This window comes from Paenibacillus peoriae KCTC 3763 (assembly GCF_000236805.1).
GTDB lineage: Bacteria > Bacillota > Bacilli > Paenibacillales > Paenibacillaceae > Paenibacillus > Paenibacillus peoriae.
Map to the genome: position 1 here is coordinate 246693 of NZ_AGFX01000011.1, position 18094 is coordinate 264786.

General features: G+C 52.7%; 9 protein-coding genes. 8 read left to right on the forward strand and 1 reads right to left on the reverse strand.

All coding sequences use genetic code 11. The features are described from left to right. Positions 1 to 22: 22 nt before the first annotated feature. Positions 23 to 457: an NUDIX hydrolase gene (locus KQI_RS0103550; RefSeq protein WP_010345344.1), complete on the forward strand. Its 435-nt coding sequence runs from the start codon at positions 23 to 25 to the stop codon at positions 455 to 457. On the opposite strand, the gene KQI_RS0103555 is transcribed toward KQI_RS0103550, so the two are convergent. After that, a complete protein-coding gene (locus KQI_RS0103555) occupies positions 447 to 1469 on the reverse strand; it encodes a Na/Pi cotransporter family protein (RefSeq protein ID WP_010345345.1) in 1023 nt (340 codons plus the stop codon). The two genes, KQI_RS0103550 and KQI_RS0103555, sit on opposite strands and share 11 nt — an antisense overlap. A gap of 429 nt (positions 1470 to 1898) precedes the next feature. Here KQI_RS0103555 and KQI_RS0103560 point away from each other — a divergent pair, with 429 nt between their 5' ends. The 7 genes from KQI_RS0103560 (at position 1899) to KQI_RS0103590 (ending at position 18029) form a co-directional block, all read left to right on the forward strand. Beyond that, positions 1899 to 3275: a class I SAM-dependent rRNA methyltransferase gene (locus KQI_RS0103560; RefSeq protein WP_010345346.1), complete on the forward strand. Its 1377-nt coding sequence runs from the start codon at positions 1899 to 1901 to the stop codon at positions 3273 to 3275. 227 nt (positions 3276 to 3502) lie between these two features. Next, complete coding sequence (gene addB / locus KQI_RS0103565; RefSeq protein WP_010345347.1) at positions 3503 to 7051, forward strand: helicase-exonuclease AddAB subunit AddB; 3549 nt, start codon at positions 3503 to 3505, stop codon at positions 7049 to 7051. Then, positions 7048 to 11076 carry a helicase-exonuclease AddAB subunit AddA gene (gene addA / locus KQI_RS0103570; RefSeq protein ID WP_010345348.1) on the forward strand — a complete coding sequence of 1343 codons (4029 nt, stop codon included), beginning with the start codon at positions 7048 to 7050 and terminating at the stop codon, positions 11074 to 11076. The genes addB and addA overlap by 4 nt, the downstream gene beginning before the upstream one ends. A 27-nt stretch (positions 11077 to 11103) precedes the next feature. Then, positions 11104 to 12288, forward strand: a complete 1185-nt coding sequence (locus tag KQI_RS0103575; protein ID WP_010345349.1) for an exonuclease SbcCD subunit D — start codon at positions 11104 to 11106, stop codon at positions 12286 to 12288. Further along, positions 12285 to 15680 (forward strand): AAA family ATPase, encoded by a 3396-nt coding sequence (locus KQI_RS0103580; protein WP_010345350.1) that lies wholly within the window; start codon positions 12285 to 12287, stop codon positions 15678 to 15680. The genes KQI_RS0103575 and KQI_RS0103580 overlap by 4 nt, the downstream gene beginning before the upstream one ends. 259 nt (positions 15681 to 15939) lie before the next feature. Then, positions 15940 to 16347: a hypothetical protein gene (locus KQI_RS0103585; protein ID WP_010345351.1), complete on the forward strand. Its 408-nt coding sequence runs from the start codon at positions 15940 to 15942 to the stop codon at positions 16345 to 16347. 338 nt (positions 16348 to 16685) lie between these two features. Continuing rightward, positions 16686 to 18029 carry an aminotransferase-like domain-containing protein gene (locus tag KQI_RS0103590; protein ID WP_010345352.1) on the forward strand — a complete coding sequence of 448 codons (1344 nt, stop codon included), beginning with the start codon at positions 16686 to 16688 and terminating at the stop codon, positions 18027 to 18029. Positions 18030 to 18094: the final 65 nt, after the last annotated feature.

Consider the following 18094-nt stretch of genomic DNA (forward strand, 5'->3'; position numbering starts at 1 on the left):
CGCAAGGAAAGGAGATTACAGGATGGCAGCAAAAAAGGAAATTTCCGCAGGCGGTGTTGTGTTTCGCAAACAGGGGGAGCAGCTTGAAATCCAGCTGATTACTGACCGATATGGCAAGGTATCCTTGGCTAAAGGCAAAATGGAGCCGGGAGAAACGATCGAACAAACGGCTTTACGTGAAATTCGCGAGGAAACCGGGTTGAACGGGCGAATTATTCAGCATGTGGATATGATCGCTTATACGTACCAGCACGCTGAATACGGGGAAGTGGACAAGGAAGTTCATTATTATCTCGTGGAGGCACTGGATGGAGATTTACAGGCACAGATTGAAGAAATAAAAGGTGTCGCGTGGCATACGCCTGAGGAGGCATGGCGTCTCCAGCGCCAAGGTGGATATGATAATAATGATGTCATTTTGAGCAAGGCGCTGTCTATGCTGGGAATTAACGTTTAATTCTAGGAAGAGACATACGTTGCTCTAAGCGAGTCCATACAGGTAAATAGCAGACGGGCAGGACAAGCAGAGAGCTGATCACGTTAAACAGGGTTTGGGCATGGGCGACCTTGGCTCCGGGCTCGGCGGATATCCAGGCGGCCGCCATTTCCAGCCCGGGAATCAACGGCATAAAAAGCAAGGCCCCGCCTACGTTCAGCAGCACATGGGACCAGGCTACAAATTTGCCGGACACACTGCCGCCAACAGCGGCGATTAGAGCGGTTACGCAGGTGCCTACATTGGAGCCGATGACGATGGCGATACCCACATCGGCTGGGAGGGCGCTTGCCGCAGCAAGGCTGATCGCCATGCCAATAACGGCTGCGCTGCTGTGTACCAGTGCGGTCAGGCAAGCTCCAGCGGCGAAGGCCCACCACATGTTGGCGGCAGCGTGATCGAGAAACCAGCGGAATAGTCCGGCCTGCTCAATCCAGGGCCCGACCGTTTGCATCACGCGGATACCCGCCAGAATCAGCGAAAATCCGGCAAGGACGAGGCTGATAAACTGTACAGCTTGCGGGCGGCTGAGTTCATGGGAACCGGGGGAAGCTCCGGCGGACGCATACTGGCTGCCGGGGACAGCTTCTCCCCATAGGACGGCAGTACTCCAGCATAGCAGTGAGCCGCAAAGAAGCGGAACAGCCAGCTTGCCCAGCTGTAGCCCCATCAGCTCGGTGGTCAGGCAGGTGCCAATATTGGTGCCAAGGATGATGCCGAGCGTACGACCGTAGGTCAACAGCCCGGCGTTGACCAGACCGATGGTCATCACCGTTACGGCGGTGCTGCTTTGCAGCAGGGCGGTAATGCCTGAGCTGAACAGCAAGCCCCGCCAAGGGGAGACGGTGGCCCGGTTCAGCCAGCGGGTAAGGAAGGGGCCGGCCAAATGGCGGAGGGCTGCTTCCATCAGCTTCATTCCGCCCAAAAAAACAAGCAGCCCCCCGCACAGCGGCAAAATAACATGTATAAACACGGGCATAGCCCCCTTTTTCTAAGGTTATTTAATATTGGTGAATTCTTTACAGTAACGCTAAAGCGCTTATGTAACAGCCTATGATCTGTCGAGGACAGCCATGACAAGCATGGCCGAGTAGTTTTTTTACGGAACGAAAATTTTGTAGTATCTTCATAAGCTTTAAAAGCGTGACGTCGATATCAAGGCGGGCAGTAGCGGAGCGGTTCATTTGAATCTGGAGAAGCGAGAGCGTTCGCCTGAAAGCTTTCCAAAGGAAAGCTGCTTCGGAAGCATAAACCTAATGGGATTCTTACCTTTAAATGTGTTACCTAATCCCAAGAATCCCATTGCAACAGCGATCGTAAGATCAAATGAACCGCGGAGCCGCACCCCATCGAACACCACGCTTTTAACACTTTGAGCAATCCAAGAATAGGAGTGAGGGTTTTGCCTTCAGTAATATTAGAACGAGGCCGCAAAAAAAGGCTGGAGCACGCACACCCCTGGGTGTTTAAAAATGAAATAGCCAAGGTCGAGGGCGATCCGTTGACAGGCGATCTGGTCAGCATTGTGAACCATCAGGGTCGATATTTGGCGACAGGCTACTATAATCCGGCTTCACAAATTACAGTGCGTGTGATATCGTACGAGCCGCTGGAAGCCATGGACAAAAGCTTCTTTGTTGAACGCTTCCGCAATTGTCTGGAGCACCGTGAACGTTTTGTGACCGGAGGAGATGCTTATCGGCTGGTGTACGGCGAGGCTGATTTTTTGCCTGGACTGATTGTAGACCGTTTTGGTGATGTATTGGTCGTGCAGCTGTTAACGCTGGGCATGGATCGGCGCAGGGAAGAAATCAGGGACGCGCTCGTTGAAGTGATGGGACCTGTCGGTATATATGAGCGTAGTGATGTATCCATCCGCGAGCTGGAAGGACTAGAACAGACGAAGGGGCCTTTGTACGGTGATTGCCCGCGCCATGTCGTGGTAACGGAAAATGGCTTGCAAATTAAGGTTGATATTGTAGAGGGCCAGAAGACAGGTTATTTCTTCGACCAGCGTGAGAATCGTGCGGCGATTGCACCGTTGATGACAGGCTGGGGTGCACGCAGCGGAATTACAATGCAGGAAGTAGCAGAACAAGGCGGCTCTGAGACTACGGTTATGAAGCCTGTAAATAAAAGCGGCAAGGTTGTTGAATTCCCGTTTTGGGATGGCGCAACCGTACTGGAGTGCTTTTCACATACCGGAAGCTTTACACTTCATGCATGTAAATACGGGGCTAAAAAAGTAACTTGTCTTGATATTTCTGAGCATGCGATTGAAAGCGCGCGGGATAATGTCAAGTTGAACGGCTTCGAGGAACGCGTCGAGTTTGTCGTCGATGATGCTTTTCAATATTTGCGAAATCAGGTCAAAGGTGTAGAGGAACGAGCAGCCAGAGCTGGGGGCAAGGGGGATACGTCCAAGCCGTTAACAGCTGGTGGCGGACGAACGTTTGACGTGGTTATTCTTGATCCGCCAGCCTTTGCCAAAACGAAAAGCGCGGTCAAAGGCGCTATGCGGGGGTATAAAGATATCAACCTGCACGGGATGAAGCTCGTTAATGAGGGCGGTTATCTGGTGACAGCGAGCTGTTCGTACCATATGCGGCCTGAGCTGTTTCTGGATACGATCAAGGAAGCAGCGGCTGATGCCGGAAAAATCCTCCGTCTGGTGGATTGGAGAGCAGCCGGCAAGGATCACCCTCAAATTTTGGGCGTAGAGGAAGGTCATTATTTGAAATTCGCCATCTTTGAGGTACGCAGCCAGAAACAGCTGTAGGTGAACAACACAGTTAACTTTTTTTAGTGGTAAAATAAGTAAAATAGGCTCGTTTAATATATACATTAGTCCTGTAGAGAAGGCATGCATCCAGCCAACCTGCGGGACTGTTTGATTTTTGGGGAAGGATACATTGCTGCAAGATGGCAAACGTACGTTCTTTTCTCCCTTGCCTCGTGTGCTATACTGTTAAATAGAATGTTGTTCGTTGGAGAGGAGGCTGCATCATGTCGGTCCGTTTGTTGATTGGACGCTCGGGTAGCGGTAAGAGTGCGTTAATCCGTCATGAAATGACGTCTATGCTACGCGAGCAGCCGCTAGGTAAGCCTATGCTGCTGCTTGTACCGGAGCAATCGTCATTTGCTTCCGAGCATGCGTTGCTTACAGAAGCCGGAAACGGTATTCAGGGGTCGGTGCGCGCCCAGGTGATGGGATTTCATCGTCTTGCTTATTTAGTCATGCAGGAAACCGGAGGTTCAGCGCTGGTGCCGGTGACGGAAGAGGGCAAGAAGATGCTTTTATATAAAATTATTCGTCGCCGCAAGGATGAACTGAATTTGTTCAAGGACTCGGGGGATCAGCTTGGCTTTGTGGATCGATTGAATACGTTGTTTACGGAGTTAAAGCAGTATGGGAATGATACCTGGTCTGTTCCAGAGCAGCTGGAGCGCATGCATGCCGCAGGGGAATCGACCCCGATTTTGCGCGGCAAGCTCAAGGATATCAGCCTGATCTATGAGGATTTTGAACGAGAGTTGTCGCTTAAATATATTGACGGTGAGGATACGCTGCGCATGCTGGCAGAGCAGATTGCCGAGTCTTCCCTGGTGCGCGGGGCAGATATTTGGATGGATGGCTACCGCAGGTTTACACCGCATGAATACAAGGTAGTACAACAGCTTATGCTGCACGCTTCTTCGTTGACGGTGGCGCTGACCTGCAACCGCAGCTACGAGAGCGGACAGCTTCCGCATGAGCTGGACTTGTTTCATCCGTCGGCAGCTACCTATGTAAAGCTTAAAGGAATGGCCGACGAGCTGATGATGGAGACGCAGACATTATTATTGCGCCCAGATCCAATGCCGAGGTTTAGGGAGCGCCCGGCGTTGGCGTATTTGGAGGCATATTTTGAACATCGTACAGGGTATCGGATACCGCAGCAGCTACGGGATCAATGGGCAGACAAGCAGCCGGAGGGCATAAAGCTGTACGCTGCGGCCAATCGTCGTGCAGAGCTGGAGGGGGCCGTACGCGAAATGCGCCGTCTGGCCCGGGATGAAGGCGCGCGCTATCGGGAAATGGCTTTGTTTGTACGTCATATTGAGGATTATGAGCCGTGGGTGGAGCCGATATTCAAGCAATATAAGGTTCCGGTATTTCTGGATCAGCGAAGAAGTGTGCTGCATCATCCCTTAGTGGAAATGATCCGCGCTTCGCTGGATATCGTCCAGCGGCGTTGGCGGTATGAGGATGTATTCCGTGCAGTCAAAACGGATCTTTTACTGCCGCTGGATGGTCGGGTTAGCCGTGAGGACATGGACCGTCTGGAAAACTATGCGCTGGCCTGCGGAATACAAGGCAGCCGTTGGACAGACGGACGACCGTGGCAGGCAGTGCCCAGTCTGTCGCTGGAGCTGGAGGAGCAGGAGCGGAACCGGCAACGGGATGAAACGCTGGATTTGATGGAGCTGTGCCGCGATGTCATTGTGACGCCTTTACGCGCGTTTGAAAAACGCCTGGGCAAGGCTCGCACAGCAGTTGAGAAGTGTGAAGCGGTTTATCTGCTGCTGGAGGATACAGAAATCGGTCACAAGCTGGACGCCTTTATTCGTGAGGCTGAGAAAGCTGGAAATCCCGAGCAGGCCAAGGAGCATCGTCAGGTATGGGGTGCAGTGCTTGAGCTGTTGGATCAGATTGTCGAAATGATGGGTGATGAAAGGCTGGATACCTCTTTGTTTGCGGGTGTGCTGGAAACAGGATTGGCTGAATTCCGTATGGGGCTTGTACCCCCAGCTCTGGATCAGGTACTGGTCGGCAACACGGATCGTACACGTGTAGCTGGCATACAGCATGCCTTTGTGCTCGGTATGAATGAAGGTGTGATGCCAGTTGTGTTTCATGAGGACGGCGTGCTGAATGAGCAGGAGCGTACCGCTTTGAACGAACGAGGCGTAGATCTGGCACCGGATATGACAAGACGTCTGTTGGATGAACGCTTTCTCGCTTATTCGGCTCTTACATCCCCTGGCAAAAGCCTGTGGATGAGTTATGCTGTGACCGATGAAGAAGGGAAGTCGCTGCTGCCATCAGAGTTGGTTCGGCATGTCCGGCAACTGTTTCCCCATCTGGAAGAACGTCCATTGGCTGGATACCCGTTGCCTGGAGATGTCTGGGCGACCCAATGGGAGTATGCTTCCCATCCGTCTGAGGCTTTGCCGCAGCTCATTGCGCAATTACGGCATTGGCGGCATGGCGGTGATATTCTGTCTCCCTGGTGGGAGGTATACAACTGGTATGCCAGCCAGCAAGGGCGCGCGAAGGACAAGCTGCGTCAGCTGCTGACCTCTCTTTTTTACGAAAACCACGCCGAATTGCAGAAGGAAACGAGTCACCGTCTGTACGGCAGCAAGCTGCGTACCAGTGTATCCCGGATGGAACGTTTTGTCGCATGTCCGTTTTCGCATTTTGCCTCTCACGGTCTTCGTTTGAAGGAGCGTCAAATGTATCGCCTGAAGGCACCGGATATCGGACAATTATTCCATGCAGCGCTCGGAGAAATGGCGATCAATCTGCGGGCAAGAAATATAAGCTGGGGGAATCTCAGTGCGGAGGAGTGTCGCCAGGAGGCGGAAACGACAGTGGAGCGTTTGGCTCCTCGCCTGCAAGGCGAGATTTTAATGAGCTCCAAGCGCTATGGCTATATTTTACGCAAGCTGAAGGATATTGTGAGCCGTGCTTCATTGATTTTGGGTGAGCATGCGCGTAGAGGCAGCTTTGAACCGATTGGACTGGAGCTGGACTTTGGACCGGGCCAACCGCTTCCGCCCTTGACCTTTCGACTGGATAACGGTGTTGTCATGGAAATCGTCGGACGGATTGACCGCGTAGATGTGGCAGAGGGAGAAAAAGGTCTGCTATTGCGGGTTATCGATTACAAATCCAGCCAAAAGGATCTGAAGCTGCATGAGGTGTACTATGGCTTGTCCCTGCAAATGCTCACCTATCTGGACGTGCTGCTGAATGCGGCAGAGGAATGGTTGGGCGAAACGGCGTATCCGGCGGGGACACTATATTTTCACGTTCACAATCCGATGTTGCAGTCGCCTAACGGTCTTAGCGCGGAACAGGCTCGTCAGGAGCTTTTGAAACGCTTCAAAATGAAAGGACTATTGCTTGCAGATCGAGACGTGGTTGGGCAAATGGATACAGCACTGGATAAAGGATATTCTTCCATTTTACCTGTTGCGGTGAAGGCAGATGGCAGCTTTTACAGCAGTGCGTCTGTCGCTTCGCCGGAACAGTGGGGTAGTCTGCTGGCTTCGGTGCGTAACAATATTCGAACGATTGGAACACGGATGACAGAGGGCGATGTGGCCATTGAGCCTTATCGTATTCAGCAGGAGACGGCATGTACGTTCTGTTCTTTCAAGCCGGTTTGCCAATTTGACGACAGTCTGGAAGGCAGTGGCTACAATCAATGGGGCAAACCCGGCAAGGATCAAATATGGAATCTGCTCGGTCACACACAGGAAGGGAAAGGAGGAATGGACCAATGATAGGAGCTTTTAACACGAAAGGCATACCAAAACCGGAAGGCAGCATGTGGAGTGATGACCAGTGGCGTGCCATTGCGGAATCCGGCAACAACATGCTGGTGGCAGCGGCGGCGGGGTCTGGTAAAACAGCGGTGCTCGTAGAGCGTATTATTCGTAAAATCGTCGATCCCCAGCTCGGCTTCAGCGTGGACCGGCTGTTGGTGGCGACCTTCACAAAGGCTGCAGCTGCCGAAATGCGTCAGCGGATACGGGAAGCGTTGGAGCGCGTACTGGAGCAGGAGCCGGAAAGTGAGCATGTACGCCGTCAACTATCGTTGCTGAACCGGGCCTCGATAACGACGCTTCACTCTTTTTGTATGGAGGTTATTCGCAGGCATTATCAGGCCATTCCTCTTGATCCCGGTTTTCGGATTATGAATGAGCATGAAACGGAATTGCTGCGACAGGAGCTGCTGGAAGAGCTGTTTGAGGAAAAATATGAGGCTCATGATGAAGGCAGCACGTTCCGTAGGCTGGTGGACTGGTTTAGCGGGGAACGCACCGATGATGCAATGTATGTGCTTGTTCAGCGGCTGTACGATTTTTCTCAAAGCCATCCTTGGCCGGAGCATTGGTTGAGGGAGACGGCAGCCGCATTTCGTGTACAGGATGTGGCTGCTTTGGGAGAGACTCCTTGGGTTCGCAGCATTTTGGCGGATGCCGCGCTTTCCCTACGCGGGGCTGCAAGCTTGCTGGAACAAGCGCATGAAGCAGCTATGCAGCCCGGCGGTCCTGCACCTTATGCAGCAACGCTGCAAGAGGATGCGGCGATGGTGAAGGGATTGCTGCAGGAACTGGAGACACAGCCATGGGCAACCCTGTATGATCACTTTCAGCTGGCGTCCTTCGGCAAGCTCAAGCCGGTCAAAAAAGATCAGACCGAGCCTGCCTTGCAGGAGCGGGTCAAGCTGCTGCGTGAGGCAGCGAAAAAAATGATTACAGATATGAAAGCTTCCCTGTTCGGCAGGAGAGCGGAAGCCTATCTGGCGGAATTGCACGCAGCGGCTCCTCTGATGGACGAACTGGTAGAGACCGTCATTGCATTCGGGGAACGATTTCAACAGCACAAGCAGTCCAAGGGGATGGTGGATTTCGGGGATTTGGAGCATTATTGTCTCAAAATATTGCGTCATCCCGACTCCACTCCGGACAGACTGCTGCCTTCGGACGCTGCGCTTGAATACAAGGCGCAATTTGATGAAGTACTGCTGGATGAATATCAGGATACGAACACCGTGCAGGAAGATATTGTAAGGTTGGTATCGCGCGAGGAACCGGGCAACCGTTTTATGGTAGGAGACGTGAAGCAGAGTATTTACCGGTTTCGGCTGGCCGAGCCGGGGCTGTTTTTGAATAAGTATCAACGGTATGGCATGCAGGAGCAGGAAGATGGCCTTTTGATAGACTTGGCGCGTAATTTCCGCAGTCGGGAGGAAGTTGTCGATGCGGTTAATTTGGTGTTCCGCCAGATTATGAGCGTCGATGTGGCTGAAATTGAATATGACGAACGGGCGTGGCTGGTACACGGTGCATCCTATCCCGAGCAGACGGAGCAAGCTGCTGTATCTGCCTACGCACCTGAACTGCTATTAGTAGATAAAGACGGAAACGGACTTTCGGATGCTCTGGAAGGAGCTGAATTAAGTGAAGAGTCTGGCGTACAGGAAAACGAACTGGCCGAGCTTGCGGAGCTGGAAACGGCGCAATTAGAAGCGCGTGCAATTGCGCAACGGATTAAGGAACTGACTGGAGATACTGGACAACCACTGTTGATCTATGACCGAGGATTAAAAGCGATGCGCCCCACAGTTTACGGCGATATCGTCATTTTGCTTCGTTCGGCCAGCGTATGGGCTCCCTTAATTGTGGAGGAACTGCGGCTTGAGGGCATTCCGGCTTCTGGAGAGCAGACGACAGGCTTTTTCAAAGCAACGGAGGTTGAGGTGATGCTGTCGCTGCTGCACATTATTGATAATCCGCAGCAGGATATCCCGCTTGCATCTGTGCTTCGTTCGCCGATTGTAGGCTTGACCGAGGACGAGCTGGCTCAAATTCGATTGCAGAAGCCGGACGGACTGTTTTATGGCGCTTTGCTGGCGGCAGCAGAGGCGGACCCGCTGGTGGAGAGCGAAAAAGGCATCTCCGCTGACATTATGGAGCCGGACCTTTTTACCGAGAACTCGCTATCTTCCTTTGATTTTAGGAACAGGAATGACGGAAATACGTTGTCTGCGAGACTACGTTCATTTTTGCGTAAATTGGAAGCATGGCGCATGGAAGCCAGACAAGGCAGCTTAAGTGCATTGATTTGGAATTTGCTGGAGGAGACGGGGTATCTGGATTGGGTAGGCGGACTGCCTGGCGGCTCACAGCGTCAAAGCAACTTGCGGGCGCTGTATGACCGGGCCAGACAATATGAGACTTCAACGTCTAACCGTGGATTGTTCCGATTTCTGACCTTCATTTCCCGTTTGCGGGAGCGAGGCGGTGATTTGGGTTCCAGCAGTGGCGGTACAGAGCCTGATCAGGCGGTTCGTATTATGACCATCCATAAAAGTAAAGGACTCGAATTTCCGGTTGTGTTTATTGCCGGTACGGCTAAAATGTTCAATCAGCAGGATCTGAACGCTCCGTTTCTCATGCACAAGGAGCTGGGATTTGGCCCCAAATATGTGGAAGAACAAAACCGGGTCAGCTATCCGACGCTGCCTAATTTGGCGATTCGTCGACGCTCCCAGCTGGAGCTATTGGCTGAGGAAATGCGGGTGCTGTACGTGGCGCTTACACGTCCTCGTGAGAAGCTTATTATGACTGGAACGGTGAAGGATATCGCTTCGCGCGCAGCAGGCTGGGCACGTGCCAAAGAGCATACGGAAACCGTCCTGCCGGACTATATGCTGGCGGCAGGCCGCAGTTATCTGGACTGGGTAGGTCCTGCTTTGATTCGCCATCCTTCTGCTGTCGCATTGAGGGAAGCAGCGGGTGTTCAAGCTGGGTATTTTCACAGGCTGGAGCACATACCGGGAGCAGACTGGCTTTTTAAAATTGTGGCTGCGGAAACTCTTTCCGGCTCCCGTGCGAGCTCGGATCATAAGGAAGAGGTGCCGGGTGAAGAGCGCCACATGAAGACGGATGCGTTGAGAAATGCGGAACCTCTAGCCATGCCCCTAGCCATGATTGCAGAAAGTGAAACGGATATTGCTGCGGCTCTCTCCTGGACCTATCCGTATGAACGGGCAGGCAGGACAGCAGCCAATACATCGGTTACCGAGATGAAAAGATGGCTCGAAATGCAGGAGATTGGAGCGGACGATTGGCTGAATCTATCTGCCTCTCAACGAGCAGAGTCACCGGAGGGTCAAGAAGATTCTCACACAAGGGGCAATGCATTGCATTTACGTAGACCTAAGTTTATGGGAAATCAACGTTTGACTCCAACGGAACGCGGAACGGTGTATCATACGCTGATGCTGCATTTGCCGCTGGATGGGGGGATGAACGCCGAGGTTATTGAGGAAACCAAGGCCCGTCTGCAGAACCAGCGCATATTGCTTGAGGTTCATGCGAAGGCGCTGGATACGGATAAAATATTGCGCTTTTTCGCCAGTGAGCTGGGTGGCAGAATACTGGAGGCAACCCACGTTCAACGTGAACTTCCGTTTACTTATACGATGCAGGCAGTCGATTTCTGGAACCACAGCCTGTCATCAATGTTGCCAGTGCAGGAAACAAACCCGGAAGGTGGTCAGGACGATAAAGTGCTGATGAACGGGATTATTGACTGCCTGTTTGAAACGCCGGAAGGGCTTGTGTTGGTGGATTATAAAACAGACCGGGTATCCGAATATCGTTCACTGTCTCATTTGACGGAGCAGTATCATTTTCAATTGGAGCTTTATGCCCGTGTGATCGCAGCGATTACAGGTAAAAAGGTTGCTGAGAAGTGGCTGTATTTTTTAGAGGCAGGAGAGAGTGTGCGGCTGTAATGATGTGATAGAGGGAGGAGGAATAGTATGCGGATTTTGCACACAGGTGATTGGCATTTGGGTCGCACATTGGAAGGACGCAGCCGTTTGAAGGAGCAGGAAGCGTTTTTGGAAGAATTGGCGAAAATGGCTGACGATCAGCAGGCAGATTTGATTATGATGGCTGGAGATGTGTACGACTCGGTCAACCCTTCCGCTGCCGCCGAGCAGTTGTTTTATGAAGCATCTGCCCGTCTCACGGCTGGAGGAAGGCCACTGGTCGTTATTGCGGGCAATCACGATCAGCCGGAAAGGGTATCCTCGGTCACGCCGCTGGTAAGCGGGCGCGGAATTACACTGCTGGGACTACCCAGCGGACAAGCGGTACGCGTTCATACACCGCGAACGGGCGAAATGGCATGCATCGCAGCCCTGCCATATCCCTCCGAGTCTCGTCTGAACGAGCTGTTGTCTGAGGACGGAGATGAAACGGTATTACGCGAGGCATATAGCCGCCGTGTGGGGTTGCTGATGGCACAGCTGGGTACAGCGTTTCAGCCTGACACCGTTAATTTGTCGATGAGCCACATATATGTGCTTGGCGGGCTGGAGTCGGACTCGGAACGTCCGATTCAGGTCGGGGGAGCCTATACGGTCGATCCGTCAGCGCTGAGCATCGGGGCGCAATATACAGCTCTCGGACATCTGCATCGTCCCCAGTATGTGAAGGGAGACGGGCTGATGCGTTATAGCGGCTCTCCGCTGGCATACAGCTTTTCCGAGGCAGGACAAGCCAAATCGGTTACGTTGATTGACGTGGTTGCCAGCAAGCCTGCACAGGTCGAGGAACTGTATATTACCAGTGGACGTCCATTGGTGAGGTGGCGCGCACGGGGAGGTCTGGAAGAAGTATACCGCTGGCTGGACGAAGGGCTGGATATGGATGCTTTTATTGATCTGGAGATTACGCTCGATGAAGCGATGTCGATGGGGGATATTCAGCGGCTGCGCAAAAGCCGTGAAGGCATCATTCACATTCGTCCATTATATCCGGAAATGGCTGCAGCACAGCTGGAGCATCAACGATCAGAATTGCCGGTTCATGAGCTGTTCCGGGCCTTCTATCAGCGACAGACAGGCGGAGCACAGCCGGATGATGGATTGGTGCAGCTTTTTTTGGAGCTGGTGGAGCAGGATAATGCAAGAGACCACGCTGAGGAGGAGGATGTATGAAACCGATTCTTCTGAAATTGGCGGGGTTGCAAAGCTATCGGGAGCCGCAGGAAATTCGTTTTGACGAGCTGACCGAAACCGGACTGTTTGGGATTTTTGGCCCTACCGGGAGTGGCAAATCAACGTTGCTCGATGCCATTACCTTGGCTATGTACGGTAAAGTGGAGCGGGCGGTGAATGGTACTCAAGGCATAATGAATCATGCTGAAGACACGCTGTCCGTTGCCTTTACGTTTGAACTCATGTCAGCGCAGGGACCTCGTCGTTACCGTGTGGAACGACGTTTCAAACGCGCTGGCGGCGTATCTGTTAATAATACGCTCAGTCGTTTTATTGCGCTCACGGAGGACGGCGAGGAAGTGCTTGCTGACAAGGTGCAGGATGTGACGCGCTGTGTGGAAGAGTATATCGGCCTGAAAATGGACGATTTTACGCGTGCCGTCGTGTTGCCGCAGGGAAAGTTTGCGGAATTTTTGTCCTTAAAGGGTAGTGAACGCAGGCAGATGCTGCAGCGTTTGTTCCATTTGGAGAAATATGGCGATCAACTGGCACAGAAGCTCAGCCGTCGGGTGAAGGACAATGACATTGCACTGAAAGAGCTGGAAGCGGAGCAGCAAGGGCTGGGGGACGCGAGTGCTGAAGCGCTTGAACATGCGGAGGTGCGCCTCAAAGAAGCAATTGCCAATGCAGAGGCTTCGCGCCGTGAGCTGGAGCGTGTTGCTCGCGAGGCGGAAGCGCTGAACAAAACCCGCGAATTGGTCATGGAGCGCAGTCGCCGGGCGGATGAGCTGGGGCAGCTGGCAGCACTGGAGCCATCCATTGCTTTGCTGGAGCACAAGCTGCGTCAAGCGTTGGCAGCCGAGGCATTGCTGCCAGTGCTGACGGATTGGAAGGAAGCCGCTGCCGAAGCGAATCAACGTCAAAAGGCCGCCGAAGAAGCGGCGGTTCAGGCCGTTTCAGCGCAGGAGGCTGCGCTTGTGTCTGCACAAGCAGACGAACAGGCCCGACAAGCGCTGGGTACGGAGGAGCCGAGGCTGCTGCTTCGGATCGACCAGCTGGAACAGGCGCTTCAACTGGAGCGTGATACGGAGGTGCTACGGACCGAACGGGAGCGTCTCGCGGCAGAGCTGGTGCAAAGTGAGCAAACCCTTGCTTCATATGGCGAAGGACTCGCCAAGGAGCAAGAGCTGCAGGCACGAGGCTTGAAGCGGCAGCAGGAGCTGCAACAGGAACTAAAGCAAAATGAAGTGCGGGCAGATGAGCGGCGAATGCTGCAAGAGGCTGTGCAACGGCTGCAACAGCTGGAGACAGCAAATGAGCAATTGCACGAAGCTGAACAGGAGTACGCCGTTCAGGAGAAACGGTTTGCGCAAGCTGACGAACTCCTCAAGCTGACGGAGCAGGAGACACAGGAGACGGAGGCGCGGCGTTCTGCCCTTGCTGCACAGGTGGCTGAGAGCATCGAGGCGTTGCTAACGCTGGAGGCAGATATTACGGCCGACGTGTCGGCACTGGCAGCCGAGGAGGAGCAGCTGCGCCGCGAGCTCCGCGCCGAGGAGCTGGGCCGTCTCGCACAGCGTCTAGCTTCCGAGCTGCGCGAGGGCGAGCCGTGCGCGGTGTGCGGCTCGCTGCACCACCCTGCACCTGCCGCCGCCGTGGTCCATGGCGCCGATGCGGCTGCGCCGGACGAGCTGCATCGCCTGCGGCTCGGCTTGCAGGAGCTGCGCCTCACGCTGCGCCAGCAGCTGCACGAGCAGCGCAGCCTGCTGGCGCAGCCCGCCGTCGCAGACAGCGGCGCTGCAGCCACGGGCGAGTCTGCCGCGCCCTCTACAGCGCCGGCAGACCCGCGCGGTGCCGCCGCTTGGGCGGCTCGCTGCGCGGCGCTGGAACGGGCAGCGGCTGAGCTAGCCGCCCGTGCCCGTGCGCTGCCTGTGGAGGCGCACGCCTTGCGCGAGGCGGATGCCGCCGGACAACAGCGGCGTATCCGTGCCGCTGCGGAGCAGGAGGCGGCTGCCGCAGCGCTGACGCAGGCGCGGAGCAAGCGCGAGGCATGCGCTACGCGCAGCGGAGGATTGCGCGCCGAATGGGCGACGCAGCTGCCGGACGTGGTGCCGGACGAAGCCGCGGAGCGTTATCGCGCCATGCAGGAACGCGACGGGCGTGCAGAGGAGCTGCGGTCGCGGCTGGAGACGAGCGTGACCTTCCTCGAAGAAAAGGCTGCACGTATTCAGCAGATACAGCAGAGCATCATCGAGGAAGATAAAATCATTATTGCCCGTCGTACAGGGCTCCAAAGCAAAGACGATTCGTTGCGCGAAAAGCGGGAACAGCTCCGGAAATGGGTTGGAGAAGGGCAGGCAGCTTCCTTGTTGGAAGAAACGGCTTCACGCCTGCAGAGACTCAAAAACGCAGCCGAAGCCGCAGCACGTTGCCGTACTGAAGCGGAGGAACGCAAGCAGCAGGCCGTTCATGCTTCGTTGATTGCCCGGCAGGCATCCGACTCGGCTGAAGAAAGACGGCAGATGTCTGAGGCCCGTTGGAGCAGTCGTCTGAAAGATTCAACTTTTGCGACAGAAGCAGAGGTCCTGGAATGCTGTCTGGGGCCTGATGAAGCCGCACGTTATGAACGTGAAGTAAGCCTGCATCGACAACGAGAACAAGAGCTGTCTTCTCGCTTAAAACACGTGGAAGAGCAACTGAATGGAGCAACCGTTACGGAGGAAGAGTGGGAAAGGACTGCTGCACAGCTTCGCGATTGCCGTGTACGTGACGAAGAAGCGCTGCAGAATCGTGCCAAGGCTGAGCGTGATCTGGAGGATTTGCAGCGCCGACATATTCGCTGGGTGGAGCTGGAGTCCAATCGTATACAATTGCGTAGCGAGGCAGAAAAGATGTCCAAGCTCCAGTCTGTTTTTCGGGGCAATGCCTTTGTTGAATATATTGCTGAGGAGCAGCTCATGCAGGTCAGTCAGTCGGCTTCACGACGGTTGCGTTTTCTGACCAAGCAGCGTTACGCGTTAGAGGTAGATTCCAGCGGTGGTTTTGTCATTAGTGACGATGCCAACGGTGGAGTCAAGCGTCCGGTATCGACCTTGTCTGGCGGCGAGACATTCCTGACTTCCCTGTCGCTTGCGCTAGCGCTATCGGCTCAGATTCAATTGCGGGGCCAATACCCGCTTCAATTTTTCTTTCTGGATGAAGGCTTTGGAACGTTGGATCCTGAGTTGCTTGACACGGTGATTACCTCCCTGGAAAAGCTGCACCATGATCAACTGTCTGTTGGTGTAATCAGCCATGTGCCTGAGCTGCGGGCTCGTCTTCCGCGCAAGCTGGTCGTTCTGCCTGCTGAGCAGGCTGGAGGCGGCTCCAGAGTGGTTATGGAAACATTTTAAAACGGCGTGATACAGATCACAGATACAGTTTCAAAGTGTTGTTATAATACAGCTAAGCCGACAAGTTAATCATACAGCACCCCGGCGGACGTATGCTGAGGAAGGGATTTCCCGGTATACGTCCGTTCAGAGGGGCTCTGCCAAGAGCCTCCGGGGTGCTTCTTTTTTTGCAACCCGAAATTCGCCCAATTTTCTGTAGCACATAGCCCGTTTTTGAATAACATACGGTATACATGCAAGAGCCTAGGAGGAAATAACCATGGAAAATAGCATGCCAACCGTTACAGCACCGGAACAAACGGATGCTAAAACACTGTGTCAAAAGCATATGTATCGTTATGTGTGCGTATGGGTGAAGGACGGAACCATGTATGATGGAATCGTCGAACATGTGGATGATGAGAAATTGTATTTAGCCGTTCCCGGGGGCGAGATGGAGAACGCGAACGTAAACGTGAATGCGAATGCGAACGTGAATCTCCCTTATCCACCTAGCAACTGCGGCTGTGGCGGCTCTCGTGCTTTTGGGGGATATGCGTTTTATCCACCTTATCCTGCCTTTGGATATGGATTCGGATACGGCTTCCCTTTCGGGCGCCGACGCTTTAATCGTCTGATTCTGCCACTGGCTGCACTAACTGCGATTAGTCTGTTGCCTTATTATTAAGCAAACGGCAACCTCATCGCCATAGCGCATATCTTCACTGTCTTCGTATAGTCAGCGCGCATAATAATCCATGTACAGTAAAAGACGATTTTACTTACGAATTATAGCTGATCACACCATAAAGGCTGCTTCTTCCACCAAGAAGAAACAGCCTTTTTTTATATTCTCCATTAAATCTCGTATAGAAACGCTCTACTTTATAAATAACTATGACCGTTCTTATCCGATGCACTAAAGAGACAATTCATATCCTGTTTATTCACCAAGCGTGTTAACATCAGGTATATAAAGAATGGCTCGATATATACAACAAAAAAATTACGAATAGGAGGATATTTGTGAAAAAATATGTTTCCATTTTATCGGATATAGAGCTTAAAATTCGTGAGGGTCAATACAAATCCGGTCACAAGCTGCCGTCTGTCCGTGACGCTTCGGAGTTATACGGGTGCAGTAAAAGTACGATTTTGCGGGCCTATGCCGAACTCGAGAAGAAGCACGCCATCTATTCCATACCGCAAAGTGGATACTATGTAGTGGAGAATTACGGTGATGTGCGCCATAGCCATATTGACGATGATGTCGATTTTACTTCCGCATCCCCGGACTTAAACGTATTTCCATATTTGGATTTTCAACATTGTCTGAACCAGGCTATAGATACCTACAAATATCATTTGTTCACTTACGGGGATTCGCAAGGGCTGGAGACACTGCGTCATACATTGATTTCCCATTTGGCTGATAATCAGGTGTTTGCAAAAATGGATCGGATTATCGTGACTTCAGGTGTTCAGCAGGCGCTGGAAATACTCGCCAAGATGCCGTTTCCAAACGGCAAAGAAAAGGTTTTGGTTGAGCAGCCAAGCTACGATATTTATTTGCGTTTTTTGGAGGAAGAGAACATACCTGTCAGCACGATTGTCCGCACAGCAGCAGGTATAGATCTGCAGGAATTGGAAAATCGATTTAAGAACGAAAGTATCAAGTTTTTTTATACCATGTCAAGATATCATAACCCTTTGGGAAGCTCATACAATGCGGAAAAGCGCAAGGCTATAGCTGCCTTGGCCGCCAAATACGATGTGTACGTCGTAGAGGATGATTATATGGCTGATTTGGGGGTCGATCATAGTTTTGATCCCATATATGCGGTTGACCAGACGGATCATGTTGTTTATTTGAAAAGTTTCTCAAAAATCATTTTTCCGGGCTTGCGTCTAGGGGTTGCCGTTTTGCCAGAAGTTCTATTAAAGACGTTCCAGGCATATAAACGATATGTCGATACTTCCATGTTATCTCAGGCTGCGCTTGATATTTATATTAAAAACGGAATGTATGAACGTCATAAGCATACGATCTGCAAACTGTATTCAGAGCGCATCCATATTCTCAACCAGGCGGTGGAACGATATAATCAGGCCGGACTCATTGAAGCCTCAACTGTGGCATCAGGAGTTTATGTGCAGTTTAAGCTGCCTCGAACCGTGAACATGGAGCGTTTGGTACAGCGCCTTTCCGAGAGGAAGATTCGGGTTGTATCTGGCAAAGGCTTTTATTTGACGAGCTACAGGGAACAAGAAAAGTTTTTACGCATCAGCATTTCACGTGCACAGCCGGATCAGATTGATGTGGGCGTGAAAACTATAATAGAGGAAGTGGCGAAGGGGAACTGGTATTAAGCCCCATTTTCCGTTATGATACAAATAGAAATATAAGTATGATTGTATATGCTTCTACTCGGTTG